This window comes from Herbaspirillum sp. SJZ099 (assembly GCF_007828355.1).
Lineage (GTDB): Bacteria > Pseudomonadota > Gammaproteobacteria > Burkholderiales > Burkholderiaceae_D > Herbaspirillum.
Genome location: NZ_VIUO01000003.1, coordinates 383,213 through 409,721, shown reverse-complemented (window position 1 = coordinate 409,721; position 26,509 = coordinate 383,213). Strand labels below are relative to the sequence as shown.

The window sequence follows — 26,509 nt, the reverse complement described above, 5'->3', positions numbered from 1 at the left end:
TTAGTTTTTTGAGCCGTCAACAAAGCGCCGAGTCTTTCGTGAAAGCGGATGGCATCGACGTTTTGTTCACGGCTCCATAGGGGTTGTAGAACCATGAAATTCATTGACGAAGCCAAAATTGAAGTTGTCGCCGGCGACGGCGGCAACGGTGTCGCCAGCTTCTGCCGCGAAAAGTTCCGTCCCTTCGGCGGACCCGATGGCGGCGACGGCGGCAAGGGCGGCAGCATCTGGGCCGTGGCCGACCGCAATGTCAACACGCTGATCGACTATCGCTACGCCAAGCTGCACCGCGCCGGTCGCGGCGAGAACGGCCGCGGTTCGGACTGCTACGGCAAGGGCGCCGACGACGTATTCCTGCGCATGCCGGTGGGCACGCTGATCATCGACAGCAATACCGGCGAGCATATCGCCGACCTGACCCATCACGAACAGACCGTGATGCTGGCCAAGGGCGGCGAAGGCGGCTGGGGCAACATCCACTTCAAGACCTCGACCAACCGCGCCCCGCGCCAGAAGACCGAGGGCAAGGAAGGCGAGCGCCGCGAATTGCGCCTGGAGCTGAAGGTGCTGGCCGACGTCGGCCTCCTGGGCATGCCCAATGCCGGCAAGTCGACCTTCATCACCGCGGTATCCAACGCCCGCCCCAAGATCGCCGACTATCCGTTTACCACGCTGCATCCCAACCTGGGCGTGGTGCGCGTGAGCCACGAGAAGAGCTTCGTGATCGCCGACATCCCCGGCCTGATCGAAGGCGCGGCCGACGGCGCCGGCCTGGGCGTGCAGTTCCTGCGCCACTTGCAGCGCACCGGTTTGCTGCTGCACATCGTCGACCTGGCGCCGTTCAACGACGAGGTCGATCCGGTCAAGGAAGCCAAGGCCATCGTCAAGGAGCTCAAGAAATACGACCAGTCGCTGTTCGACAAGCCGCGCTGGCTGGTCCTGAACAAGCTGGACGTGGTGCCCGAGGCCGAACGCGCCAAGCGCGTGAAGGATTTCGTCAAGCGTTTCGGCTGGAAGGGCCCGGTGTTCGAGATCTCGGCGCTCAACCGCGACGGCTGCGAAGACCTGGTCAACGAGATCTACAGCTACCTGGAAACCAAGCGCGCCGAGGAGCATCGCGCCGAAGAGACGCAGATGACCGAGGAAGCGCGCGGCATTTCCAGCATCGATCCGGACGATCCGCGCTTCAAGGTCATCGACTGACGGATTGCCAGGGCCGCCTATGGGCGGCTGCGCAGCCGGAGCGTTCCGGCTATCATCTTCGCTTTCGGATTTTGCGTCTTAGAAGAATATGCAATCGGTCATTCAGAACGCCAAGCGGCTGATCATCAAGGTAGGCTCATCGCTGGTCACCAACGACGGCAAGGGGCTGGACGCCAACGCCATCGCCCGCTGGGCCGAGCAGATCGCGCAATTGCGCGGCCTCGGCAAGGAAGTGGTGCTGGTCAGTTCGGGCGCGGTGGCCGAAGGCATGCAGCGCCTCGGCTTCGACAAGCGCCCGACCGGCATCCACCACCTGCAGGCCTGCGCCGCCGTCGGCCAGATGGGCCTGGCGCAGATCTATGAAACCAGTTTCCGCAAGCACGACCTGCACACCGCCCAGGTGCTGCTGACGCATGCCGACCTGGCCGACCGCGAACGCTACCTGAACGCCCGCTCGACCTTGTTCGCTCTGCTGCAACTGGGCGTGGTGCCGGTCATCAACGAGAACGACACGGTGGTCACCGACGAAATCAAGTTCGGCGACAACGACACCCTGGGCGCCCTGGTGGCCAACCTGATCGAAGCCGACGCGCTGATCATCCTGACCGACCAGCCCGGCCTGTTCACCGCCGATCCGCGCAAGGATCCGGCCGCTACCCTGATTTCCGAAGCGCGCGCCGGCGACCCGTCGCTGGAGCTGATCGCCGGCGGCACCGGCACCGGCATCGGCCGCGGCGGCATGCTGACCAAGATCCTGGCCGCCAAGCGCGCGGCGACTTCCGGCGCGCATACCGTGATCGCCTGGGGCCGCGAAGACAAGGTGCTCACGCGCCTGGCCGCCGGCGAAGCCATCGGCACCCAGCTCAACGCCGAGACCGCGCAGCTGACTGCGCGCAAGCAGTGGATGGCCGATCACCTGCAGACCGCAGGCCGTGTGGTGCTGGATGCGGGCGCGGTGCAGAAACTGACCTCGGAAGGCAAGTCGCTGCTGCCGATCGGCGTGGTGGAGGTGTCGGGGGAGTTCGGTCGCGGCGATGTCATCACCTGCGTCGACGAAAACGGCCGGCCCATTGCGCGCGGCATGAGCAATTACGCCAGTTCGGACGCGCGCCGCATCATTCGCCATGCCTCGTCGGAAATCCAGGCGATCCTGGGCTTCGTCGAAGAACCGGAGCTGGTGCACCGGGATAACATGGTGCTGCTGTAAGCGGAGTCGCTGTTTATTGTATAAATAATAAAAAAGCGCGGCCATGCCGCGCTTTTTTACGTTCAGGAGCCGGTTGCGCGGTCAGCGGCGCACCGGATCGATATATCGCTGTGTCTTCAGGCGCTCGATGATGTTCTTTACCTTGCCATTGTCGGCCACCATCTTGCCTTCGCAGAAATAATCGCGGAACAGGGCGCCATCCACGCGGTTGGCCCCGACATCCTTGATCGGCTGCCATTTGTCGCGGCGCGAGCGCGACCATTTGCCGTCCGGGTGACCGAAGGCATAGCTCTTCTTTTCCCAGGTTTCGCAGCGCATGCCTTCGTAGATGACGTTGACGGCTCCACCCTCGGTCTTGGTCACCACGGTATAGCGCACCACGTTGTCGGTGCCGACGGAGACCGACTTGAGGTCGACATAGGCTTTCATGGTGGCGTTCGGGCTCAGGTAGAACTCGGCGAGGTTTTGCTCCTGCGGCGTGGGCGGGAGCTGCACGGCGATTTCCTGCCAGGGCTTTTCTTCGTCGTCGAAATCCTCATCGAGGTTCTGGGCCAGCGCGCCGGCGCAGGCCGCCAGCAGGGAGCAGGCCAATACGGCGCGGCGGAGGAGGGCGGGCGATGCAAAGGAAAATGGCATAGGGGTCATTTGGTATTGGGGACGGGCGCGGCATCCTGCTGCAACGCTTGCTGGGGCTGCTGTTTTTGCGGGGCGGCGGTGCGATTGCCGCCTGGCTCGCCGCGGCGCTGGCCGTGCGAAGGGCGTGCCAGGAAGCGCGACAGTTCTTGCAGCGCCTGCTGGTAGACCTCGCGCTTGAATTCAATCACCACGTCCAGCGGAACCCAATAGTCGTGCCAGCGCCAGGCATCGAATTCGGGATGCGAAGTGCCGCGCAGGTTGACGTCGCAGTCGCGGCCGACCATGCGCAACAGGAACCAGATCTGTTTCTGGCCGCGGTAATGCCCGCGCACTTCGCGCTTGATGAAATGGTCGGGGACTTCGTAGCGCAGCCAGTCGCGCGTGCGGCCGATGATCTTGACGTGTTCCGCGCGCAGGCCGATTTCTTCTTCCAGCTCGCGGAACATGGCTTGTTCGGGCGTCTCGCCATGCTTGATGCCGCCTTGCGGGAACTGCCACGAATGCTCGCGCACACGCTTGCCCCACCACACTTCGTTCTGGGCGTTAAGCAGAATGATGCCGACGTTCGGGCGGAAGCCTTCTCGATCCAGCATGGTGTACCTCAAAACTTTCTGCGGCTGGACGACCCTCTCAGGCGGACTCGTGCGACTGGGCGCGCGGCCGTAAATACCGACGCGGCAGGCGCGTCAGGAACGATTCCCCCGGCACGCGGATGTCATCGAAACAAGGACCAATTCTGCAAAGAGTGGGCGCATCAGCCAGCTAATCCTTTAAAATTACATCGATTATAACCCTCCTCTTTTTAAAAAGAACCGACCGTCATGCGCGCCTCACGTTTTTTTATTTCCACCTTGAAAGAAGCCCCTTCCGACGCTGAAATCGTCAGCCACAAGCTGATGATGCGGGCAGGGATGATCAAGCGACTCGGCGCCGGCATCTATACCTACATGCCGATGGGGTTGCGCGTGATCCGCAAGGTCGAGGCCATCGTGCGCGAGGAAATGAACCGTGCCGGCGGCGTCGAGCTGCTGATGCCGGTGGTGCAGCCGGCCGAGCTGTGGCAGGAAACGGGGCGCTGGAACAAGATGGGCGCCGAGCTGATGCGCGTGAAGGACCGGCATGGCCGCGACTTCGCCATCCAGCCGACCTCGGAAGAAGTGGTGACCGATGTCGCGCGCACCGAGCTGCGCAGCTACAAGCAGTTGCCGGTCAACTTCTATCACATCCAGACCAAGTTCCGCGACGAGCGCCGTCCGCGCTTCGGCCTGATGCGCGGACGCGAATTCACGATGAAGGATGCCTATTCCTTCGACCGCGACATGGATGGCCTGAAAAAGTCCTACCAGGCCATGTACGACGCCTACGTGCGCATCTTCACGCGTTTCGGCCTGGAGTTCCGCGCGGTGGCGGCCGACAACGGCGCCATCGGCGGCTCCGGTTCGCATGAGTTCCACGTCATCGCCGCCACCGGCGAGGATGCGCTGGTGTACTGCCCGACCTCCGATTACGCCGCCAACATGGAAGCGGCCGAGGCCCTGGCCGTCGACAGCGTGCGCCCCGCTGCGAAGGAAGAATTGAAAAAGACCCCCACGCCGGGCAAGGCCAAGTGCGAGGCGGTGGCCGAGCTGCTGGGCCTGCCGCTGCAGCGTACCGTCAAGTCCATCGTGCTGGCGGTGGACAATGAAGATCCGGCCAAGAAGGAAATCTGGCTGCTGCTGCTGCGCGGCGACCATGAGCTGAACGAGGTCAAGGCCAGCAAGATCCCCGGCCTGGGCGCCTATCGTTTCGCCAATGAAGGCGAGATCGTCGAATGGTTCGGCACGCCGCCGGGCTATCTGGGGCCGATCGGCGCCAAGAAGCCGCTCAAGGTGGTGGCCGACCGCAGCGTGGCCAACATGGCCGATTTCGTGTGCGGCGCCAACGAGGCGGACTTCCACTACACCGGCGCCAACTGGGGCCGCGACCTGCCGGAGCCGCAGGTGGCCGACATCCGCAACGTGGTCGAAGGCGACGCCTCGCCGGACGGCAAAGGCGTGCTGGCGATCCAGCGCGGCATCGAAGTGGGCCACGTGTTCCAGCTTGGCACCACCTATTCGGAATCGATGAAGGCCACTTACCTGGACGAAGCCGGCAAACCGCAACCGCTGGTGATGGGCTGCTACGGCATCGGCGTGACCCGCATCCTGGGCGCGGCCATCGAGCAGAACTTCGATGAGCGCGGCATCATCTGGCCGGCTGCCATCGCGCCGTTCCAGGTGGTGCTGTGCCCGATGGGCTACGACCGCAGCGAAGCGGTCAAGGCCGAGATCGACAAGCTCTACGCGCAGCTGAGCGCAGCCGGCGTGGACGTGGTGCTGGACGACCGCGGCGAGCGCCCGGGCGCGATGTTCGCTGACTGGGAGCTGATCGGCGTGCCGCATCGCATCGTGGTGGGCGAACGCGGCCTGAAGGACGGCAACATCGAATACCAGGGCCGTCGCGATACAGAGGCGACCCAGGTGCCGCTGGCCGATGCGCTGGCCTTCATCCAGGGCAAGCTGGCGTCCTGATCCACGGACACACCGCAGCAATGAAGAAAGGCGGATGCCATTGGCATCCGCCTTTCTTTTTTATGCATGCCGGCAAGCCGGGCCCTGCCGCTTATTTTTTGCTTATTTGCTGCTTATTTACTGGTATCCGGCTGGCCCGGGATGATGGTCACGGTTTCCCGGAAGATACCGCCTTCGCGCACGCTACCGTCGGCGGTGCCGCCGCCGTTCATGCGCTTTTCACAATCGACGCGGTTGATCTGGGGCAAGCCCTCGCAACGCTTCATGGCGTTTTCCTTCAGTTGCGCCGGGTCTGGATTGGTGAGGCCGCCACGCGCGGCGGCATCTCTGGCGGCAGCGGCTTCGCGCAGGCATGTTGCCTTGTCCTGATTGGACTTGCCGTTGTTGCAGGCCGCTTTCTCGGCCTGGTACTGCGCATCTGCCTGCGCGCGGCCCTGGCCGGCGGCCAGGCTGCTGCCGGCCAGCAAGAGGCCGCAGGCGGCCAGGCCGATACAGGTGATATTGCGCAGGCTGGAAATGGATCGTGCGGATCGTGCGGATTGTGTGGATGTCATGTTATCGCCCCTTGAAGTGGTGACCGATGTTTTCTAGACCGAAAAGAAAATAGCAAAGTTCTGCGCGGATGGGCAAATCGTTTGGCAATGGCCATGCGCCGTCAGCGTTTGCGAGGTTCCGGCGCGGCCGTTGTCAGAAAAGCCCCGAAGAGATTCGCAAGGAGCCGCGATGAGGCATTGGCAGGCTTTGCGATTTCCTCGGTTTTTGCCGACGAGTTTCCTCCAGTCATGGATGCGTCACCAATCAAAACTGGCCTGGCCGCCTGTTTTGTGACGAACGGTAACGCATGCCGACATTGACCTGGAGTGAATGACCCTACGCATTTTGACGGCCGCCGCGCCGGTATTGTTATCGGCCGGCTGCAGCACCCTCCCTTCCCATCAGCAGGCGCCGCCGGCCAAGAACCAGATATTCTTTCCGGGCGACGGCATGGGCATCGCCACCATGACGGCGGCGCGTATTTACAAAGTAGGGGAAGAGGACGACCTCGCCATGGACACCCTGGCCGGGTATGAGGAGATCGACTAGGGGGATCTGCTGGATTGACAGGCGGGGCTGGCGGCAGAAACAAAAACACCCGCAGCCTGCGGGTGTTTTTGTTTGCAATTACCTTGCAAACCGGTGCGGCTGGGCCAAGGATCAGCTCAGGTGCGCCGAAATCAGCTTGGTCATCTCGAACATGGTGACCTGCTTCTTGCCGCCGAAGATGGCCTTGAGCTTGTCGTCGGCATCGATGTTGCGCTTGTTCTCGGGGTTCTGCAGCTTGTGCTTCTTGATGTATTCCCACACCTTCTTGGTGACTTCGGTGCGCGGCAGCGGCTTGGCGCCGACCACTTCGCCCAGTGCGGCCGACGGGGTCAGCGGCTTCATGAAAGCGGCGTTGGGAGTGCGCTTTGCTGCGGGTTTCTTTGCCGCCGGCTTGGCTGCCGGTTTTGCTGCTGCCTTCTTGGGTGCTGCTTTCGGAGCTGCCTTTGCTGCCGGTTTGACGGCTGCCTTGGGCGCTGCAGCCTTGGCGGCTGGCTTCTTGGCGGCTGGTTTGGCTACGGTTTTTGCTGCTGGCTTCTTTGCTGCGGCTGCTGGTTTTTTTGCTGTGGCCATCTGAAAGACTCCTCGACAAGGAATGAGTTGGATGCGTCAATTACGCACCGCTAATAGTGGTGCGGTTTGAACCGCCATGCAAGTATTTTTTACGGGTTTTCCCCGTAAAACTGCGGGGAAACAACGGGCGCGCACGATTCGCCGTCAAGCCGCACCGGTAAAGGGCTTGCGGCGGATCGCCATGGGCTGCGAAAGACTGTTCTTTGCAAATGGGAAAGCATCATTGACCGATGCAAAACGGCGGGCTTGTGTTCCGTTTCCGATGGCCGGGAAAAACGGTTTTCTTGCCGCAAGCGGCGAAGGCGACAGTAGGGCGGGAAGAGGGGAAAACGGCCTGGCGGCGCTGCAAGCCGCCAGGAGAGCGGGTGCGGCGAACTCAGCGCATGCCGGGCAGCATGCCTTTCATGTTGCGCATCATCTTCATCATGCCGCCGCCCTTGAGCTTTTTCATCATCGATTGCATCTGCTCGAACTGCGACAACATGCGGTTGACCTCTTGCACCTGGACACCGGCGCCGGCGGCGATGCGGCGCTTGCGCGCGGCCTTGATCAGTTCAGGCTTGGCGCGCTCGGCCGGCGTCATCGAGTTGATGATGCCTTCCATGCGGCGCACGTTCTTTTCCGCCTGGTCCATGTTGGCGTTGCCAGCGGCCTGTTGCATCTGGGCCGGCAGCTTGTCGAGCAGGCCGGACAGGCCGCCCATCTTTTTCATCTGCGAGAGCTGCGCCTTGAAGTCGTTGAGGTCGAACTTGCCGCCGCCCTTGATCTTGTTGGCCAGGCCTTCGGCAGCGGCCACGTCCACGCCTTTGCGCGCTTCTTCGACCAGCGCCAGGATGTCGCCCATGCCGAGGATGCGGTTGGCCATGCGCGAGGGATCGAAGGCTTCCAGTCCGTCCAGCTTCTCGGCCACGCCGGCGAACTTGATCGGTTTGCCCGTGATGTGGCGCACCGACAGCGCGGCGCCGCCGCGCGAATCGCCATCCAGCTTGGTCAGCACGATGCCGGTCAGCGGCAGGGCGTCGCTGAATGCCTTGGCGGTGTTGATGGCGTCCTGGCCCAGCATGGCGTCGACCACGAACAGGGTTTCGATGGGTTTGATGGCGGCGTGCACGGCGCGGATCTCGTCCATCATGGCCTGGTCGATGCCCAGGCGGCCGGCGGTGTCGACGATCAGCACTTCATGGTGGTGCTTCTTGGCGTAGTCCAGCGCGGCCAGGGCGATGTCGACCGGCTTGTCGCTGGTCTGGGTCGGGAAGAAGTCGGCGCCGGCCTGGCCGGTCACGGTTTCCAGCTGGCCGATCGCGGCCGGACGATAGACGTCGGCGGAGACGGTCAGGACTTTTTTCTTCTTGTTCTCGCGCAGGTACTTGGCCAGCTTGCCGACGGTGGTGGTCTTGCCGGCGCCTTGCAGGCCGGCCATCAGGATGATCGCCGGCGGCTGGGTGGCGAAGTTGAGCTGCGAGGCTTCCGGGCCGAGGTCGGCCCCCATCAGGCTGGCCAGCTCGCGCTGCACCACACCGACCAGGGCCTGGCCGGGGGTGAGCGAGCCGATCACTTCCTCGCCCAGCGATTTCTCCTTCACCTTGGCGATGAATTCGCGTACGGCGGGCAGGGCGACGTCGGCCTCCAGCAGGGCCAGGCGCACTTCGCGCAGCATCTCGGCAGTGTTCGATTCGGTCAGGCGCGCTTCGCCGCGCATGGTTTTGACGACTTTGGCGAGGCGTTGGGTCAGGTTGTCTAGCATGGTGGTATCTGCAAAAAGTGGGGCCGCCCGGTGGGCGGGGATGGGGCGGCGGCAGGCAACCGGGCATGGCGCCGCACCCGGTCCGGGCAATCTTGCATTTTAACCGATTGGCCCCGCCGCGCGCCCCGGCGCCGGGGCGCGCGGGAATTCCTCGGCCGCAGGTAGGGGATATTCACAGCTTGTACTGGGAGCCGACTTTGTGTATACATTTGGCCTGAATTTCCACGCGCAATAATAATCAAGCCCCAGGGCAAAGCATCGAGACCGCCGGAGCGCGCCGGCCAACGGAACAATAAGCAAACATAACGAGGAGAGTGGGAATGCAAAAGAAACTGATCGCAATGGCCCTGTTGGCAACCGCCGGTTTTGCGGCCTCCAGCCAGGCTGCCGACGAGGTGATCCGCCTGGGCAACCTGAAGTTCGCCCACTATGGCGCGGTGTCCTATATCAAGGAAATTGCCCCAAAATGCGGCATCAAGGTCGATGAAAAAGTCTTCGCCAAGGGCCCGGACGTGATGCAAGGCATCCTGGCCGGCGAGCTGGATGTGGGCACGACCGCCTCCGAAGCCGCCATTTCGGGCCGCGCCAACGGCGCTCCGATCTATGTGGTGGCCGGTTTCGCCAAGGGCGGCGCACGCCTGGTGGCGGGCAAGGATTCCGGCATCAAGTCGGTCAAGGATTTGAAAGGCAAGAAGGTCGGCGTGACCCGCGGCGGCATCCATGAAGTGCTGCTGGACGCTGAACTGGGCCAGAACGGCCTGACCGCCAAGGATGTGACCATCGTCTACCTGGCGTTTGCCGACCTCAACCAGGCGCTGCTGGGCAAGAACATCGACGCCATGATGCAGAGCGAGCCGCAGTCGTCGCAGGCGATCAACAAGGGCTTCGGCGTGGAAGTCATGAAGCCCTACGACACCCCGATCGGCGAGCCGTACCGCACCATGGTGATGACCGAGAAGTTCTACAAGGAAAAGCGCCCGCTGGCCGAGAAGTTCATGCGCTGCTTCCTGGAAGCGACCAAGACCTTCATCGACAAGCCGGAAGTGGCCGAGAAGTACGTGCGTGAAGTGATCTTCAAGAACCAGATCAGCAAGGAAGATTTCTACGACGCCATCGGCAACTCGCCTTATGCCTACGACATCACCGCCGAGCACATCCAGATCACCACCGACACCATGGCCAAGTACGGCACCGGCAAGATGGCCAAGCCGCCGGTGGCTGCGGATTGGGTGAAGACCGACCTGCTGGAGCAGGCCAAGAAGAGCATGAACCTCAAGTAAGGACGGCGTGATGGCAAAACAGAAGAACGGGGGCGTCCTGCAGGGCTTGCTGGTGCCGCTGATTGTGGTGGCGTTCTGGGAGGGGGCGTCCCGGGCCGGATGGATCAATCCCCAGATTCTGCCTTCGCCCTGGGCGGTGCTGCATAAGTGGTACGAGTATGCGACGCCGGCCCAGCCGTACGACCCGGCCGGCGGCAGCTGGCTGGCCTGGGCGTTTTCCGGCGAGCTGGTCATGGATGCCATCGGCAGCCTGTACCGCGTGGTGGCCGGCTTCCTGATCGGCGCCGGGCTGGCGCTGCCGCTGGGCCTGCTGATGGGGGCCAGCCAGCGTATTTACGGCCTGATGAACCTGACCGTGCAGGTGATCCGCCCGATCCCGCCGATTGCCTACATCCCGCTGGCGATCCTGTGGTTCGGGCTGGGCAATCCGCCGGCGCTGTTCCTGATCTCGCTGGGGGCGTTCTTCCCGGTGCTGATGAACACCATCGCCGGCGTGCGCCAGGTCGACGGCATCTACCTGCGCGCAGCGCGCAACCTCGGCGCCAGCCAGACCACGATGTTCCTGCGGGTGATGCTGCCGGCGGCCGTGCCCTACATCCTGTCGGGCGTGCGCATCGGCATCGGCACCGCCTTCATCGTGGTGATCGTGGCCGAGATGATCGCGGTCAGCAACGGCCTGGGTTTCCGCATCATGGAAGCGCGCGAGTATTTCTGGTCCGACAAGATCATCGCCGGCATGATCACCATCGGCCTCCTGGGCCTGGCGATCGACCTCGGCATGAGCCGCCTGAACAACTACATGCTGCGCTGGCACCGCGGGCTGGAGAACTGAACCATGAGCATGAACCCTTCTTCGCCCCAGATCAGGATCTCCGGCGTGCACAAGGTATTCAAGACCGACGACCGCGAAGTCGTGGCCTTGAAGGACATCAACCTCGACATTCCCGATGGCCAGTTCGTCTGCCTGCTGGGTCCCTCGGGCTGCGGCAAGTCGACGTTGCTGAACGCCATCGCCGGCTTTGCGCTGCCGTCTTCCGGCACTATCACCACCGGCGATAAGCTGGTGACCGAACCCGGCCCGGAGCGCGGTATGGTGTTCCAGGAATACGCGCTGTTCCCGTGGATGACGGTGGAGCAGAACGTCGCTTTCGGCCTGGAGATCAAAGGCACGCCCAAGGCCGAGATCACGGCGCGCGTGACCCAGTTGCTGGACAAGCTGGGGCTGGTCGATTTCCGCAGCCGTTTCCCCAAGGACTTGTCCGGCGGCATGCGCCAGCGGGTGGCGATCGCCCGCGTGCTGGCGCTGGATTCGCCCATCATGCTGATGGATGAGCCGTTCGGCGCGCTCGATGCGCTCACCCGTCGCAACCTGCAGGACGAGCTGCTGCGGATCTGGGACGAGTTCAAGAAGACCATCGTGTTCGTCACCCACAGCATCGAGGAGGCGATCTACCTGGCCGACCGCATCGTGGTCATGACCTATCGCCCCGGCACCATCAAGCGCGACATGGTGGTGACGCTGCCGCGCCTGCGCGATCCGGCCGATCCCGAGTTCAACGCCCTGAAGCGCGAACTCGGCCAATTGGTCATGGAGGAGCAGCAGCGCCACCACAATGCCGAGATGAAGGCGGCGGCGGTCGACTGATTCTTGCGCAACGGCATCCGGACACGGCAGGTTTTCCTGCCGTGTTTCGTTTGGGCGTGTAAAATGCGCTCCCCGTCCGCTATCCGGGGCGGGATTTGGATTCCGGGAATTCGTCTCTATATATAGAGGGTATGTTTTCCACGCCTGGCCGCGGGCAGGGGCGCGGCCTGACATGGTGTAAACTTAGCCGATGCAAACTTACTTTTTCATCCTGGCCGCGGTGCTGTACCTGGCATGCGCTTTCCTGCCTTCGGAGCGGCGCTTGCCGATTTCGCTGGGGATCGTGCTCGGCTGGATCCTGCATGGCGGCGCGTTGCTGTCGGACATGTTCGCGGCCGAGGCCATCCGGGTCGGGTTTGCCGTGATGCTGTCGGCCACGCTATGGATTTCGGTGGCCGCCTACTGGCTGGAAAACCGCAACTTCTCGCTCGACAGCATGCGGGTGCTGGTGTTGCCGGTGGCCGCGGTATCGGTGGTGCTGCCCAGCATTTTCCCGGGCAACATGATCGTATTGGCCGGCAAGTCGGATTGGTTCCTGGCGCATATCGCCGTCTCCATCCTGGCCTACAGCACGCTGACCATCGCCGCCTTCCATGCGGTGCTGATGGTACTGCAGGAGTCGCGCCTGCATACGCGTCCCGGCCCGGCCGCCAGGAACGGCTGGTTCGCGATGGCGCTGGACCGCCTGCCGGCGCTGCTGACGATGGAAAGACTGCTGTTTCGCCTGATCGGCTTCGGTTTCGTGCTGCTGACGCTGACCGTGCTGTCGGGCGTGGTATTTTCCGAGCAGTTGTTCGGGGCGCCGTTCCGCTGGGACCACAAGACGGTTTTCACCATGCTGTCCTGGCTGCTGTTCGGCCTGTTGCTGGCCGGTCGCCGCTGGCAGGGATGGCGCGGACGTACCGCGCTGTCCTTCACGCTGGCCGGTTTCGCTATTCTTCTATTGGCTTATGTGGGCAGCCGATTCGTGCTTGAAGTCGTGCTGCATCGGGTACTGACATGAAATATCTGATCTGGTTGGTGGTCTTGCTGGCCGTGGTGGTGTGGTTCCAGCGCGCCAAGAAGTCGATGCTGGCCGGCAGCGATGCCGCCGGCAAAGCTGCGGGCGAATCCGAAGCGCCGCACCCCAAGGCCAGGCGTTTTCGCCGTGGCGCCGACAGCGGCGCCGAAACCATGGTGCAGTGCGCGCATTGCGGCATCCATTTCCCCGTTTCCGAAGCGGTCACGCATGCCTCTGGCGCGCATTACTGCTGCGAAGAACACCGCCGCCTGGCCTCGTTCTGATCCATGGCGACTTCCCCTTCCGACGCCGGCGCATGGTTTATCGACGGCGACGGCTGGTGCAACATGGCCCGCCGCGAAGCTTCCCCGAACTGCGACGAACGCCCTGACGGCTGCATCGCCGACCTGCTGGTGATCCACAACATCAGCTTGCCGCCCGGGGAATTCGGCGGGCCTTATATCGCCGACCTGTTCTGCAACCGGCTCGACTATGAGGCCGATCCCTATTTCGACCAGTTGCGGCCGTTGCGGGTCTCGGCGCATTTCCTGATCCGGCGCGATGGCGAAGTGGTCCAGTTCGTGTCCGCCAATCGCCGGGCCTGGCATGCCGGGGTGTCGATGTTCGACGGACGCGAGCGCTGCAACGACTTTTCCATCGGCATCGAGCTCGAAGGCACCGATGCCGAACCCTTTGCCGAAGCCCAGTATCCGGCATTGGCCAGGCTCACTGCTGCGCTGCGGGAACGTTATGCGCTCACCGATGTGGCCGGACATGAGCATATCGCCCCGTTGCGCAAGACCGATCCCGGTCCGTTTTTCGATTGGGGGCGCTACTGGAATGCGCTTGAGGAAATAATTAACGGCGCGCAATTGCGCTTCCCTGCTGGCCCTGTCAAAAGTCAAGCTGCCGGGCCAGAAAAATTCGAGAAATAGCGGTTGCAACATCGAGATGCCGCTACTAGAATTAGTCTCAATCGTTCTTTTGGTACTAGATGTAGTGTTTTGGTAATCTCCAGTTGTATCCGGATTTGTCATTCGAAAATGGCCGTGCTTCAGAAGGTGAAAGGTTCGTGAGGCAGCAATAAAGTCCTACAACGTCTCGCGGTTCCTTCTTTTCCAACATCGGTCTACTCATTAATTCAGTTTCAAGCAGGTTTTGCGTCAGCATGAATATCCGCGCAAAGGGATATTTATTGTGGGGCGCTTCTGTCGTTCGCGAACCCCCGGGCAGGTGGGGGTTCTAATTTAGCAACTCGGGGCAATCTCCACGTGGTTGTCTGTCTTATGTATCTAGGAGGCTAAGTGCGCTCAACTCAAGAAATTTCCGTCAATTCTCCTGCCGTGTTCGGCGTCACCGCCGCTGACCTGGAGGTGTCTTCCGACGCGTCCAAGGCTGCCACCGCGAAAGCCGGCGCCGGTCTGGGCGAATACCGGATCATCCGCCGCAACGGCGCAGTGGTCGGTTTCGAGCCGTCCAAGATCTCCATCGCCGTGACCAAGGCCTTCCTGGCCGTCAACGGCGGGCAGGGCGCGGCGTCGGCCCGCGTGCGCGAGATGGTCGAGCAATTGACGACCAATGTGGTCTCGGCGCTGGTGCGCCGCCAGCCCACCGGCGGCACGTTCCATATTGAAGACATCCAGGACCAGGTCGAACTTGCCCTGATGCGCTCGGGCGAGCACGACGTCGCCCGCGCCTACGTGCTGTACCGCGCCAAGCGCATGGAAGAGCGCGCCCAACAGGGCAGCGCCGCCAAGGCGGATGTCGCCGCGCCGCAACTGCACGTGGTCGAAGACGGCCAGAGCCGTCCGCTGGACGTGGCCGAAGTGCGCGCGCTGATCGGCGCGGCCTGCGAAGGCCTGGAAAAGCATGTCGATGCCCAGGCGATCCTGGCCGAGACGATGAAGAACCTGTACGACGGCGTGCCCGTCGAAGAGCTGTACAAGTCCGCCATCCTGGCTGCCCGCGCGCTGATGGAAAAGGACCCGGCCTACAGCCAGGTGACTTCGCGCCTGCTGATGCACACCATCCGCAAGGAAGTGTTCGGCAGGGAAGTGGCGCAAGCCGATGCGCCGGCCGAATATCTCGACTATTTCGCCAAGTACATCAAGAAGGGCATCGCCGCCGAGCTGCTCGACACCAAGCTGGCCCAGTTCGACCTGGAAAAGCTGGCTGCCGCGATCAAGCCCGAGCGTGACCTGCAATTCGGCTACATCGGCCTGCAGACCCTGTACGACCGTTATTTCCTGCACATCCAGGGCACCCGCATCGAAATGCCGCAGGCGTTCTACATGCGCGTGGCGATGGGCCTGGCCTTGAACGAGATCGACCGTGAAGCGCGCGCCATCGAGTTCTACGACCTGCTGTCGTCGTTCGACTTCATGAGCTCGACCCCGACCCTGTTCAATTCGGGCACCCTGCGCTCGCAGTTGTCCTCGTGCTACCTGACCACCGTGGCCGACGACCTCGACGGCATCTACGAAGCCATCAAGGAAAACGCCCTGCTGGCCAAGTTCGCCGGCGGCCTGGGCAACGACTGGACGCCAGTGCGCGCCCTGGGCGCCCATATCAAGGGCACCAACGGCAAGTCGCAAGGCGTGGTGCCGTTCCTGAAGGTGGTCAACGACACCGCCGTGGCGGTCAACCAGGGCGGCAAGCGCAAGGGCGCGGTCTGCGCCTACCTGGAAACCTGGCACATGGACATCGAGGAATTCCTCGAACTGCGCAAGAACACCGGCGACGACCGCCGCCGCACCCACGACATGAACACCGCGAACTGGATTCCCGACCTGTTCATGAAGCGCGTGATGGAAAAGGGCGAATGGACCCTGTTCTCGCCAAGCGACACCCCGGACCTGCATGACAAGTTCGGCAAAGCCTTCGAAGAAGCCTACACCGGCTACGAAGCCAAGGCCGCCCGCGGCGAGCTGAAGCTGTTCAAGAAGGTGCAAGCCAACGACCTGTGGCGCAAGATGCTGTCGATGCTGTTCGAAACCGGCCACCCATGGATCACCTTCAAGGATCCTTGCAACATCCGTTCGCCGCAGCAGCACGTGGGCGTGGTGCACAGCTCCAACCTGTGCACCGAGATCACCCTGAACACCAACGATTCCGAAATCGCGGTGTGCAACCTGGGTTCGGTCAACCTGCCGGCGCACCTGGTCAACGGCGAGCTGGACCATGCCAAGCTGCAGCGCACCATCCGCACCGCGATGCGCATGCTGGACAACGTCATCGACATCAACTACTACGCGGTCAAGAAGGCGCGCGATTCCAACCTGCGCCACCGTCCGGTGGGCATGGGCATCATGGGCTTCCAGGACTGCCTGCACATGAAGCGCATCCCGTACGCGTCGATGGACGCCGTCGAGTTCGCCGACCGTTCGATGGAAGCCGTCTGCTACTACGCCTACTGGGCCTCGACCGAGCTGGCCGAAGAGCGCGGCCGCTACACCTCCTACCGCGGCTCGCTGTGGGACCGCGGCATCCTGCCGCAGGATTCCCTGAAGCTGCTGGCCGAGGAACGCGGCGGCTACCTGGAAGCCGACACCAGCGAAACCATGGACTGGAGCGCCCTGCGCGGCCGCATCAAGGAACATGGCATGCGCAACTCGAATTGCGTGGCGATCGCCCCGACCGCCACCATTTCGAACATCATCGGCGTGTCGGCTTGCATCGAGCCGACCTACCAGAACCTGTACGTGAAGTCGAACCTGTCGGGCGAATTCACCGAAATCAACGAATACCTGGTGCGCGACCTGAAGGCGCGCGGCCTGTGGGACGAAGTCATGATCGCCGACCTGAAGTACTTCGACGGCAGCCTGGCCAAGATCGACCGCATCCCGCAAGACCTGCGCGACATCTACGCCACCGCTTTCGAAGTGGATCCGTCGTGGCTGGTGGAAGCCGCCTCGCGTCGCCAGAAATGGATCGACCAGGCGCAGTCGCTCAACATCTACATGGCCGGCGCCTCGGGCAAGCGCCTGGATGAGACCTACAAGCTGGCATGGCTGCGCGGCTTGAAGACCACTTACTACCTGCGCACCATCGGCGCGACCCATACCGAGAAGTCGACTTCCCGCACCGGCGCCCTGAACGCCGTGTCGGTGGACGGCGGCATGAGCAGTTCGGCAGCGGCTGCTGCGGCTGCAGCAGCGGCTCCGGCCGTCGCCGCAGCCTCGATCGCCTCGGCGAGCGCAGCTTCGACCGCCTACGTGATGCCCAATCCGGGCGCCGCCATCGACGCCGACGGTCCGGTTTGCACCATGCGTCCGGGCGACGCCGGCTTCGAAGAGTGCGAGGCCTGCCAGTAATACCAGCAAGAAGCCAGAATGCCGGCCGGGATCGCCAAGCTCATGAGGATGCGCAACGCCATCCTCGATAGTGGCCAGTCAGATTTCCGCGCCGGGTTTTCACAGCCGGCGCATCTCGGTGAACTTCACCGGATGCGCCGTTGTCACCTTCAATGATGCTGGATGGCCAGTCCATTCCCGGCATCACCGCAACACATAGTTAAAGAGGAATAACCATGCTTTCCTGGGATGACGAAGCAAGCGCAAAATCGGCGCAACCCCAACTGCAGCCGGCCGTGAGCGGCCACCCGCAATTCAATGACTCGGCGCTGAACCCGGCGCTGGTCACCCGCGACGCGCCGGTCGACACCACCCGCCGCGTCAACGCCGCCGACAAGCGCATCATCAACGGCCACACCGACGTCAACCAGCTGGTGCCGTTCAAGTACAAATGGGCCTGGGACAAATACCTGGCCGGTTGCGCCAACCACTGGATGCCGCAGGAAATCAACATGCAGCGCGACATCGAGCTGTGGAAGAATCCCAACGGCCTGACCGAAGACGAGCGCCGCCTGGTCAAGCGCAACCTCGGCTTCTTCGTGACCGCCGACTCGCTGGCCGCCAACAATATCGTGCTGGGCACCTACCGCCACATCACGGCGCCGGAATGCCGCCAGTACCTGTTGCGCCAGGCTTTCGAAGAGGCGATCCACACCCACGCCTACCAGTACATCGTCGAGTCGCTGGGCCTGGACGAAGCCGAGATCTTCAACGCCTACCATGAGGTGAAGTCGATCCGCGACAAGGATGAATTCCTGATCCCCTTCATCGACACGCTGACCAACCCGGAATTCAAGACCGGCACCGTCGAGAACGACCAGAAACTGCTGAAGTCGCTGATCGTTTTCGCCTGCATCATGGAAGGCCTGTTCTTCTACGTCGGCTTCACGCAGATCCTCGCGCTGGGCCGCCAGAACAAGATGATGGGCGCCGCCGAGCAGTACCAGTACATCCTGCGCGACGAGTCGATGCACTGCAATTTCGGGATCGATCTGATCAACACGGTGAAGATGGAGAACCCGCATCTGTGGACTCCGGAATTCCGCGAAGAGATCAAATCGTTGTTTTTAAGCGCGGTGGAGTTGGAATATCGTTACGCAGAGGATACAATGCCGCGAGGCGTGCTCGGGTTGAACGCTACCATGTTCAAGGGCTACCTCCGATTCATCGCTAATCGTCGCGCACAGCAAATCGGATTGGACCCGTTGTTCGCACAAGAAGAAAATCCGTTCCCCTGGATGAGCGAGATGATCGACTTGAAGAAGGAGCGCAACTTCTTTGAGACCCGCGTCATCGAATATCAAACCGGGGGTGCGTTGAGTTGGGAATGATGTGCAGTCTCGTCAGTGCTCTTCAGCGAGACACATTGCACAGCGGCAGTCGGGTAGCTTGCAAGATACCCGGCTGTTGAAACTGAAAGGCAATCGCCAAATTAATGAACAGTCAGAGACCGAACCGTTCTTCTCTGTTATCGCCGCTTAACCCCATCGTGTCGGGTAAGGCGGCTTTTCCTTTGAAAAACCTGATGGTTTTTCAAATGTGCTATTCCGACGCTGGCGTTTGAACACGCTGGCGTTTTTTTTGGCCTCGCGCCTGCTCCCGTAGTCGATCGTGGCCCGCCTGGTGTGCGGGACTGCCGGAGAGGTCCAGCCAAGATAGCTGAAGCGCTGCATAGGTGAGGGGATGCAGCAGTTCAGCTGGTGCCGAATTCATTAGCGCAAGCAGAGGCATGCTTGTGCCGATGAATAATCCGCCTGCGTACATCGCGATGTCGCAGGAGGGTTTCTTATATCAAGCTTGATTTTTTCCATCACGTGAAGAAGGAGAAACAAAATGGCAACAGCAGCAAAGAAGCCAGCAGCCAAGAAGCCTGCTGCAAAGAAGCCGGCAGCCGCCAAGGCAGCCGCAGCACCGAAGAAAGCCGTCGCAGCCAAGAAGCCAGTCGCTAAGGCAGCGGCCAAGCCGGCAGTGAAGAAGGCAGCACCGAAGAAGGCAGTCGCCGCCAAGAAGCCGGTAGCAGCCAAGAAGGCAGCAGCACCGAAGAAGGCAGTCGCCGCCAAGAAGCCGGTCGCCGCCAAGAAGGCAGCACCGAAGAAGGCAGTCGCCGCCAAGAAGCCGGTAGCAGCAGCCAAGAAGGCAGCACCGAAGAAGGCAGTCGCCGCCAAGAAGCCGGTAGCAGCCAAGAAGGCAGCACCGAAGAAGGCAGTCGCCGCCAAGAAGCCGGTAGCAGCCAAGAAGGCAGCACCGAAGAAGGCAGTCGCTGCCAAGAAGCCGGTAGCAGCCAAGAAGGCAGCACCGAAGAAGGCAGTCGCTGCCAAGAAACCGGTAGCAGCCAAGGCAGCAGCGCCGAAGAAGGCGGTCGCCGCCAAGAAGCCGGCAGCAGCCAAGGCAGCAGCGCCGAAGAAGGCGGTCGCAGCAAAAAAGCCGGCAGCTAAGCCGGCCGCAGCTCCGGCTGTGAAGACCGTGCTGAACCCGGCAGCGGCTTGGCCGTTCCCGACCGGCACCAGCCGTCCGTAATACGGGCGTCTTGGCCGCCTGATCTTTTCAGGCAAAATCCCGCTGTATGGCTTCGCCGCCATACAGCGGTTTTTTTTGTCCGTCCGATCCGGGGCGCAGTCGGGAATCTCGCCGGGAGTTGGGCCAGTGGCTGATCCGGGGCACTAGCAATGCGCGGGAATGGCACAATATAGAGGCAAGGAATGTTGCGTCCCCGGCAGGGGAGGCTTGGCGATTGCGCCAATGCGCTCCAGGGCCTGTTAATATTCAGGCCGTTCCGGCCGCCAGATTTGTCACTGATGGAGACCCCCGTGCTGCATAGTATTTTCATGTTGATCGTCGATGCCGTCGCCAGCATTCTGGCCGGCGTCATGTTGTTGCGCTTCTGGATGCAGGTGGTGCGTGTGCGTCCGCCGCAATCGGTCGGGCAGTTCGTCTATCAGCTGTCGGACTGGCTGGTCAAGCCGTTGCGCCGCGTGATGCCGGGCGGCGCATATGATTGGGCCAGCCTGCTGGGGGCGTTCCTGATCGTGCTGCTGTCGATTGTCGCCGCCGTCGGCATCGATTCCGGTTTCGACTTCAAGACCATCTTGCTGCTATCGCTGGTGCGCTTCCTCCAGTGGATCTGCTACGGCTTCATGGCGACGCTGATCATCGAAGCGGTCTTCAGCTGGGTCAACCCTTACGCACCGCTGGCGCCTTTCGTGCGCGCGCTCAACGAGCCGCTGCTGCGCCCGGTGCGCCGCATCATTCCGCTGATCGGCGGCGTCGACCTTTCCCCGCTGGCGGTGCTGATCCTGCTGCAGATTGCCGTGCGCGTGGTCAGCGCACTGTTATTGTCGCTGGCTTGAGGCGGTATTGATTACTCGTGCATATTCGATAAATTGCGAGTAACCGTCTCTGCGCAGATTCATCTAAAGGGCTGTTTGATTTCCTGGAGCCAGTGCAATGGCCAAGCGTATATGGTGGATGGTTGCAGGTGCAGCCGTCATTGTCGTACTGGTCGGGGGCACCAGCGTGGTGGTCAGCAAGGCCAAGCGTTTCGGCAAGCAGCAATACTTCACGCAAATCACGCAGCCGGGCCAGCCCAATGGCCAGGCGTCATGGGGATACACCTATGAACAGCCGGCGTTCGACCGGGAGGGCAAGGAGCGCCGGCTGACATTCCGTGCCGAGAAGTCCTTGCGCCTGCAGGCGTATTTGCGCGTTTATGTCGCCAGCCATGACCGCGTCACCGCCTGGGAAGAAGTGGACGGCGCCGCCGTGCCGGCCCTGGCCAAAGAACAATTGCGGCAGCGCGCGGCGGCATCGTCCGATTAAGCGATTAAGGCGCATGGCGCGCCCATCGGCGAGCCGGCGTTAAGGCCCTTTCCTGCTATTGACCCATTGCTGCAATGCGTGCAGCGTATTTTCGACGTGCTTGTCTGGATCCATGCTGCTGTATTCATACAGGATGGTGTGGTCCGGTGTGATCACGTAGGAGGTGCGGCTGGCGCGTTCGGCATCCTTGCTCAGTACGGCGTCGTAGGACTTCATGATCTTCCGGTCGACATCGGCGGCCACCGCGAACTTGCTGCGGCACTCGCTGACCGAGAACTTGTTGAGCGTGTCGATGTTGTCGGCAGAAACCCCGATCACCGTCGCCCCCAGCGCCTTGTAGCGCTCTGTCGCTTCGGCGAACAGGTGGGCTTCGATGGTGCAGCCGGTGGTAAAGGCGGCCGGATAGAAATACAGCACTACCGGCCCCTTCTTGAGCGCGGCATTGAGCGAAAACGTCGAGACCTGGCCGCCCAGCGAGGAAGGAGCGGAGAAATCCGGCGCCTTCTCGCCGGGTTTGAGTACGGCCAAGGCCGGCTGGGCCAGCAGGGTGGTGGCCAGCAACAGCGGAGTGGCGGCTCGCCGCAGGCGACGGAGGGCGGGGTGTTCGGACGAAGTCTTCAACATGGTGCATCTCCTTGAGGTGATGCGTCGCCCGCGCCCGCGGTATCGACGCTATTGCCGTGCCGGCATCAGGCGAAGCGGTAGCCGAAGGCCTTCTGGAAGCGGTCTTCGATCTCGGCCTTGGACGGCGCATGGTTTTGCGGGCCTTGCGAAGCGATCTTGATCGACCCCATCAGGCTGGCCAGGCGGCCGGTGGTTTCCCAGTCGAAGCCTTCGGTCAGGCCATGCAGCATGCCGGCGCGGAAAGCGTCGCCGCAGCCGGTCGGGTCTTCGATCTTTTCGGCCGGTACGCAGGGGATGTCGATCTTCTTGCCGCCGGTGAAGATTTCCGAGCCCAGTTCGCCGCGGGTGACGACCAGGGCCGACACGCGCTCGGCGATCTGCGCCAGCGACAGGCCGGTGCGCGCGGTCAGCATCTCGGCTTCGTAGTCGTTGACGGCGATGTAGGTCGCCAGGTCGATGAAGTGCTTGAGGTCGTCGCCGTCGAACATGGGCATGCCCTGGCCCGGATCGAAGATCAGCGGGATCTTCAGCTCAGCCGCCTGCTCCGCGTGCTGCAGCATGCCGTCGCGGCCGTCGGGAGCGACGATGGCGAATTTCACCGGGCCGGCATCGCTTACCCGGTTCTCGTGCGAGAAGGTCATGGCGCCCGGGTGGAAGGCGTTGATCTGGTTATTGTCGGCATCGGTGGTGACGAAGCATTGCGCGGTGAACGAGGAGTCGATCACGCGCACGCATTGGGTGGACATCCCCAGCTCGGCGAAGCGTTCCATGTAGGGCACGCTGTCCAGGCCGACGGTGGCCATCACTATCGGCACGCCGCCCAGCAGCTTGAGGTTGTAACCGATGTTGCCGGCGCAGCCGCCGAACTCGCGGCGCATGGTCGGCACCAGGAAGGACACGCTGATCTTGTGCAACTGGTCGGCCAGCAGGGCATCGGCGAAGCGGCCCGGGTATTGCATGAGGTTGTCGTAAGCAAGGGAACCGCAGATCAGTGAGCTCATTGGGAATGGAAAAGTGGTGGTGAATGCCGCATTGTAGAAGAAAGCGGCCGGAAGTTCAGCGTTGTCTTCCGGAGCAGGCCTGGACCGGCCGGATGGCAGTCAGCTTCAGGGATAGAACAGGTAGATGCGATAGCCCGATACCAGCGCATCGTTAAGCTCGAAAGTCAGCTTGACCGGCTGTTCGCTTTCGCCGGCGATGCCGTTGTCCAGCTGCTGCGGCCTGGCCAGGTATTCGCGCGGCCGGAACACGCGGCGCACCACCGGTTTTTCATCATCGTTGTTGAGCGTGAGCTCGATATGCGGCCACGCCTGCGGCGTGTCGCCGCGATTGCGCAGCACCAGCGACAGGGCGTAGATATTCTGGTTGGGCGGCACCACCTGCAGCTCGTTCGATTCCAGCGACAGGCGGTCGATCTCGGCCGGCAGGCCGATGGTGCAATGGAGGGCGGCACACATGCCGTTGAGCATGGGACGCAGCGGCGGCGCCGCAACCGCCAGCTGGTTGCGCCAATAATAAGCCGATTGCAGCAGCAGGATGGGAAGCATGATGCCGGCCAGCACCATCATCCCTATCTTCATGACGCGGCCCAGCCGTTCCCTGCGTTCGGCCTTTTTGACGAAAGCCGGCTGGTCGGCATCATCATGGGCTTCTTCCTGCGCTTGCCCGTCGTCTGCATCGTCTTCTTCGTCCGGCTGCATATCCGCGCTGGCGGCGGCGCCTGCAGCCCGCTCGTAAGCGGTAAACGGATTCTCGTCGGAAGTCTCTGCCTGCGAGCCGGCGCCGGAAAGCCGTTCCGTCCCGGCCCAGGCATCGGCCGCCGCATCGGCCGGCGCCGGCGCGCCATCGGAAAACGGGGCGCGCTCCCCTTGCAGGTCATCCTGACGCTGTGTATCGGATGGCGTCAGCGGCAACGGGAAGCGGTCCGCTTGCTCCGGGGCGCGCAGCGGCATGCCCAGGTCGGGGATATAACCCGGACTGTCGGGCGAGCGGAACACTTTAGGCTCGGCGATGGCGGGAACGGGGGGCGACGGTGGCGGTGGCGCAGCACCCGTCGGCGCTGGCGTATTGACCTCGGGAACCGGGTTGTGTGTTGGGCCAGGCAGGGCGTCGGTAACGGCTGTGGGCGCAGCCGTGGACCTGGCAACCGGCATGGCGGCCGGGGCCGCTTGTGCCTTGCTGCCCGGCGCAGGCTGGTAATAGCCGTCGCTGACGCTGGCTTCCACCAGGTAGTCGTTGCCGTTGAAGACTTGCTTGCAGCTACCGCAGCGGACCAGGCCGCCGCGCAGTTTGAGTTGGTCGCCGGCGACCCGGAAGATGGTGAAACAGTGCGGACATTGGGTCGCCAACGCCATGCGCCTACTCCGGCAAGCGGCCTGCCAGCGCCACCCAGCCTTCGTGCTCGGCCCACACCGTGAGCGCAATGTAGGGCGCGTAGGCGGCAATGACTTCCTGCGCCTGCCGGTCCAGCACGCCCGAAAGCACCAGCGCGCCGCCGGGGGCAACCCGCCCGGCCAGCATCGGCGCCATCAGTTGCAGCGGGCCGGCCAGGATGTTGGCCACCACCACGTCGAAGCGCTCGCCTTCCGGATGCGCCCGGGCAAATTCTTCCGGCAGGAAATAAGCGACTTCACACTGGTTGCGCGCCGAATTGTAGTTGGCCGCTTCCAGCGCCTGGGGATCGATGTCCACGCCGATCACCTGCGGCACGCCGACCTTGGCCGCCACCAGCGCCAGGATGCCGGAACCGCAGCCGTAATCCAGCAGGGTCCGGGTTTGCGTGGCATGGGTTTCCAGCCATTCCATGCACAAGCGGGTGGTGGGATGGCTGCCGGTGCCGAAGGCCAGGCCAGGGTCCAGTTCCAGCACCAGCGCGTCGCTGTCCTGCGGCGCGTCGTGCCAGCTCGGCACCACCCAGATGCGCTGGCCGATATGGATGGGCTCGAACTGCGATTGCGTCAGGCGCACCCAGTCCTGTTCTTCCACCTCGCGGGTGGCGAAGGGCAGGGCATAGCCCAGGCCGATGGCGGCGGTGGCGTCGGCCACGATGGTCGCCAGGTCGGCATCCTTGCCGGCCAGCGCCACCACGCGGCTGCGATCCCAGGCCGCCTCGTCGGGCTCCATGCCGGGCTCGCCGAACAGCGGACGCTCGGCAGCGGTGCCTTCATCCGCATCTTCGACCGACACCGACAAGGCGCCAGCCTCCATCAGGGCGTCGGACAATGCCTCCGCCTGCTCACGCGCCACTTCGATGACGATTTCAACCCAACCCATGGATCACTTCACTTTCACTTCTTGGCCTTGTCGGCGTCCGACGATGCCGGGCGTTCCGACAACTTGTGTTCCAGATAATGGATATTGGTTCCGCCTTCGAAGAAGCGCGCGTCCACCATCAGCTCGCGGTGCAGCGGGATGTTGGTCGAAATGCCTTCGACCACCATTTCCGACAGCGCGATCTGCATGCGGCGGATGGCTTGCTCGCGGGTGGTGCCGTAGGCGATCACCTTGCCGACCATGGAGTCGTAGTTGGGCGGGACGAAATAGCCGGAGTAGGCATGCGAATCGACGCGGATGCCAGGGCCGCCCGGCACGTGCCATGCCGTGATGCGGCCTGGCGAAGGGATGAACTTGAACGGATCCTCGGCGTTGATGCGGCATTCGATGGCGTGGCCCTTCAACTCGATGTCGCGCTGGCGGTAGCGCAGCTTCTCGCCGGCGGCGATGCGGATCTGTTCCTGCACGATGTCCACGCCGGTGATCATTTCGGTCACCGGGTGTTCCACCTGCACGCGGGTGTTCATTTCGATGAAATAGAACTCTTCGTTCTCATACAGGAACTCGAAGGTGCCGGCGCCGCGGTAATTCATCTTGCGGCAGGCCTCGGCGCAGCGTTCGCCGATCTTCTCGATGATCTTGCGCGGGATGCCCGGCGCCGGCGCTTCCTCGATCACCTTCTGGTGGCGGCGCTGCATCGAGCAGTCGCGTTCGCCCAGCCAGATGGCTTGCTTGTGCTCGTCGGCCAGGATCTGGATTTCCACGTGGCGCGGATTTTCCAGGTACTTCTCCATATAGACTTCCGGATTGCCGAACGCGGCGCCGGCTTCGGTCTTGGTCATGGTCACGGCGTTGATCAGCGCGGCCTCGGTATGCACCACGCGCATACCGCGTCCGCCGCCGCCGCCGGCAGCCTTGATGATGACCGGATAGCCGATCCTGCGGGCGATCTGGACGATTTCCTTGGGGTTGTCAGGCAGCGCGCCTTCCGAACCCGGCACGCAAGGCACGCCGGCGCGGATCATCGCCTGCTTGGCCGACACCTTGTCGCCCATCATGCGGATGTTCTCGGCGCGCGGGCCGATGAAGACGAAGCCCGACTTTTCCACGCGCTCGGCGAAATCGGCGTTTTCCGACAGGAAACCGTAGCCGGGGTGGATCGCCTGGGCGTCGGTCACTTCGGCGGCGCTGATGATGGCCGGCATGTTCAGGTAGGACAGCGCCGACGGCGCCGGCCCGATACATACCGATTCATCCGCCAGCTTCACGTACTTGGCTTCGCGGTCGGCTTCGGAGTGCACGACCACGGTCTTGATGCCCAATTCGCGGCAGGCACGCTGGATACGCAGGGCAATTTCGCCACGATTGGCGATCAGGATTTTTTCAAACATAACTGGAATGAGGCGTCGCTAAGGTCAAGCGTTATAGGTTCCGGATGTCGGGGCTGCGGCGCGCCAACTTGGCGCAACGGCCTGCATCGACAGTACAGCATTTCCACTGCGATTGCCGCCCGGGGGCGGCGTCATC

Annotated in this window: 24 protein-coding genes and 1 pseudogene; 15 read left to right on the top strand and 10 right to left on the bottom strand. The window is 62.7% G+C overall.

What is annotated here, in order from left to right:
• Window positions 1-93 precede the first annotated feature (93 nt).
• Window positions 94-1,203, top strand: coding sequence for a GTPase ObgE (gene obgE / locus FB597_RS09740; protein ID WP_141914647.1), 1,110 nt, complete (start codon window positions 94-96; stop codon window positions 1,201-1,203).
• 88 nt (window positions 1,204-1,291) lie between these two features.
• Window positions 1,292-2,410: a glutamate 5-kinase gene (gene proB / locus FB597_RS09735; protein WP_144769422.1), complete on the top strand. Its 1,119-nt coding sequence runs from the start codon at window positions 1,292-1,294 to the stop codon at window positions 2,408-2,410.
• A gap of 81 nt (window positions 2,411-2,491) precedes the next feature.
• Here the strand turns inward: proB and FB597_RS09730 are convergent, their stop codons facing one another.
• The gene (locus FB597_RS09730) at window positions 2,492-3,046 is read right to left on the bottom strand and encodes a CNP1-like family protein (protein WP_370454668.1); all 555 of its coding nucleotides are present in this window, start codon (window positions 3,044-3,046) and stop codon (window positions 2,492-2,494) included.
• Between the two features lie 5 nt (window positions 3,047-3,051).
• A complete protein-coding gene (locus tag FB597_RS09725; protein WP_255464006.1) occupies window positions 3,052-3,639 on the bottom strand; it encodes an RNA pyrophosphohydrolase in 588 nt (195 codons plus the stop codon).
• Window positions 3,640-3,867: 228 nt separating this feature from the next.
• On the opposite strand from FB597_RS09725, the gene FB597_RS09720 reads away from it, so the two are divergent.
• Window positions 3,868-5,595: a proline--tRNA ligase gene (locus FB597_RS09720; protein ID WP_141914644.1), complete on the top strand. Its 1,728-nt coding sequence runs from the start codon at window positions 3,868-3,870 to the stop codon at window positions 5,593-5,595.
• Between the two features lie 113 nt (window positions 5,596-5,708).
• On the opposite strand, the gene FB597_RS09715 is transcribed toward FB597_RS09720, so the two are convergent.
• Complete coding sequence (locus FB597_RS09715) at window positions 5,709-6,149, bottom strand: hypothetical protein (protein WP_144769420.1); 441 nt, start codon at window positions 6,147-6,149, stop codon at window positions 5,709-5,711.
• A gap of 310 nt (window positions 6,150-6,459) precedes the next feature.
• Here FB597_RS09715 and FB597_RS09710 point away from each other — a divergent pair.
• Window positions 6,460-6,654: pseudogene (locus tag FB597_RS09710) on the top strand (alkaline phosphatase); the annotation flags it as partial.
• Between the two features lie 135 nt (window positions 6,655-6,789).
• Here FB597_RS09710 and FB597_RS09705 read toward each other — a convergent pair.
• On the bottom strand, window positions 6,790-7,248 hold the full coding sequence (locus tag FB597_RS09705) for an SWIB/MDM2 domain-containing protein (protein ID WP_141914641.1): 459 nt from the start codon (window positions 7,246-7,248) through the stop codon (window positions 6,790-6,792).
• Between the two features lie 376 nt (window positions 7,249-7,624).
• Entirely contained in the window at window positions 7,625-8,992 is a 1,368-nt protein-coding gene (gene ffh, locus FB597_RS09700) for a signal recognition particle protein (protein ID WP_141914640.1), read from the bottom strand.
• A 320-nt stretch (window positions 8,993-9,312) separates the two neighbouring features.
• On the opposite strand from ffh, the gene FB597_RS09695 reads away from it, so the two are divergent.
• From FB597_RS09695 to FB597_RS09645, 11 genes are all read left to right on the top strand, one after another.
• Window positions 9,313-10,272 (top strand): ABC transporter substrate-binding protein, encoded by a 960-nt coding sequence (locus FB597_RS09695; RefSeq protein WP_141914639.1) that lies wholly within the window; start codon window positions 9,313-9,315, stop codon window positions 10,270-10,272.
• 10 nt (window positions 10,273-10,282) lie between these two features.
• Entirely contained in the window at window positions 10,283-11,104 is an 822-nt protein-coding gene (locus FB597_RS09690; RefSeq protein WP_141914638.1) for an ABC transporter permease, read from the top strand.
• Window positions 11,105-11,113: 9 nt separating this feature from the next.
• Window positions 11,114-11,917, top strand: coding sequence for an ABC transporter ATP-binding protein (locus FB597_RS09685; RefSeq protein ID WP_370454673.1), 804 nt, complete (start codon window positions 11,114-11,116; stop codon window positions 11,915-11,917).
• A gap of 190 nt (window positions 11,918-12,107) precedes the next feature.
• A complete protein-coding gene (locus FB597_RS09680; protein ID WP_141914636.1) occupies window positions 12,108-12,920 on the top strand; it encodes an inner membrane protein YpjD in 813 nt (270 codons plus the stop codon).
• Entirely contained in the window at window positions 12,917-13,201 is a 285-nt protein-coding gene (locus FB597_RS09675) for a PP0621 family protein (RefSeq protein WP_141914635.1), read from the top strand. The genes FB597_RS09680 and FB597_RS09675 overlap by 4 nt, the downstream gene beginning before the upstream one ends.
• A 3-nt stretch (window positions 13,202-13,204) precedes the next feature.
• Window positions 13,205-13,852 (top strand): 1,6-anhydro-N-acetylmuramyl-L-alanine amidase AmpD, encoded by a 648-nt coding sequence (gene ampD, locus FB597_RS09670; protein ID WP_141914634.1) that lies wholly within the window; start codon window positions 13,205-13,207, stop codon window positions 13,850-13,852.
• Window positions 13,853-14,221: 369 nt separating this feature from the next.
• Window positions 14,222-17,230: a ribonucleoside-diphosphate reductase subunit alpha gene (locus FB597_RS09665; RefSeq protein WP_141914633.1), complete on the top strand. Its 3,009-nt coding sequence runs from the start codon at window positions 14,222-14,224 to the stop codon at window positions 17,228-17,230.
• A gap of 215 nt (window positions 17,231-17,445) precedes the next feature.
• Complete coding sequence (locus tag FB597_RS09660) at window positions 17,446-18,600, top strand: ribonucleotide-diphosphate reductase subunit beta (protein WP_141914632.1); 1,155 nt, start codon at window positions 17,446-17,448, stop codon at window positions 18,598-18,600.
• A gap of 502 nt (window positions 18,601-19,102) precedes the next feature.
• On the top strand, window positions 19,103-19,786 hold the full coding sequence (locus FB597_RS09655; protein ID WP_141914631.1) for a histone: 684 nt from the start codon (window positions 19,103-19,105) through the stop codon (window positions 19,784-19,786).
• Window positions 19,787-20,076: 290 nt separating this feature from the next.
• Window positions 20,077-20,616: a YggT family protein gene (locus FB597_RS09650; protein WP_141914630.1), complete on the top strand. Its 540-nt coding sequence runs from the start codon at window positions 20,077-20,079 to the stop codon at window positions 20,614-20,616.
• A gap of 97 nt (window positions 20,617-20,713) precedes the next feature.
• A complete protein-coding gene (locus FB597_RS09645) occupies window positions 20,714-21,085 on the top strand; it encodes a YxeA family protein (RefSeq protein ID WP_141914629.1) in 372 nt (123 codons plus the stop codon).
• Window positions 21,086-21,124: 39 nt separating this feature from the next.
• Here FB597_RS09645 and FB597_RS09640 read toward each other — a convergent pair whose 3' ends face one another.
• The 5 genes from FB597_RS09640 to accC form a co-directional block, all read right to left on the bottom strand.
• Complete coding sequence (locus FB597_RS09640) at window positions 21,125-21,709, bottom strand: peroxiredoxin (RefSeq protein ID WP_141914628.1); 585 nt, start codon at window positions 21,707-21,709, stop codon at window positions 21,125-21,127.
• A gap of 65 nt (window positions 21,710-21,774) precedes the next feature.
• The gene (locus FB597_RS09635) at window positions 21,775-22,710 is read right to left on the bottom strand and encodes a carbohydrate kinase family protein (RefSeq protein ID WP_141914627.1); all 936 of its coding nucleotides are present in this window, start codon (window positions 22,708-22,710) and stop codon (window positions 21,775-21,777) included.
• 105 nt (window positions 22,711-22,815) lie between these two features.
• Window positions 22,816-24,063: a DUF3426 domain-containing protein gene (locus FB597_RS09630; RefSeq protein ID WP_141914626.1), complete on the bottom strand. Its 1,248-nt coding sequence runs from the start codon at window positions 24,061-24,063 to the stop codon at window positions 22,816-22,818.
• A 4-nt stretch (window positions 24,064-24,067) separates the two neighbouring features.
• On the bottom strand, window positions 24,068-24,982 hold the full coding sequence (prmA, locus tag FB597_RS09625; RefSeq protein WP_141914625.1) for a 50S ribosomal protein L11 methyltransferase: 915 nt from the start codon (window positions 24,980-24,982) through the stop codon (window positions 24,068-24,070).
• Between the two features lie 14 nt (window positions 24,983-24,996).
• Window positions 24,997-26,373: an acetyl-CoA carboxylase biotin carboxylase subunit gene (gene accC, locus FB597_RS09620; RefSeq protein WP_141914624.1), complete on the bottom strand. Its 1,377-nt coding sequence runs from the start codon at window positions 26,371-26,373 to the stop codon at window positions 24,997-24,999.
• Window positions 26,374-26,509: the final 136 nt, after the last annotated feature.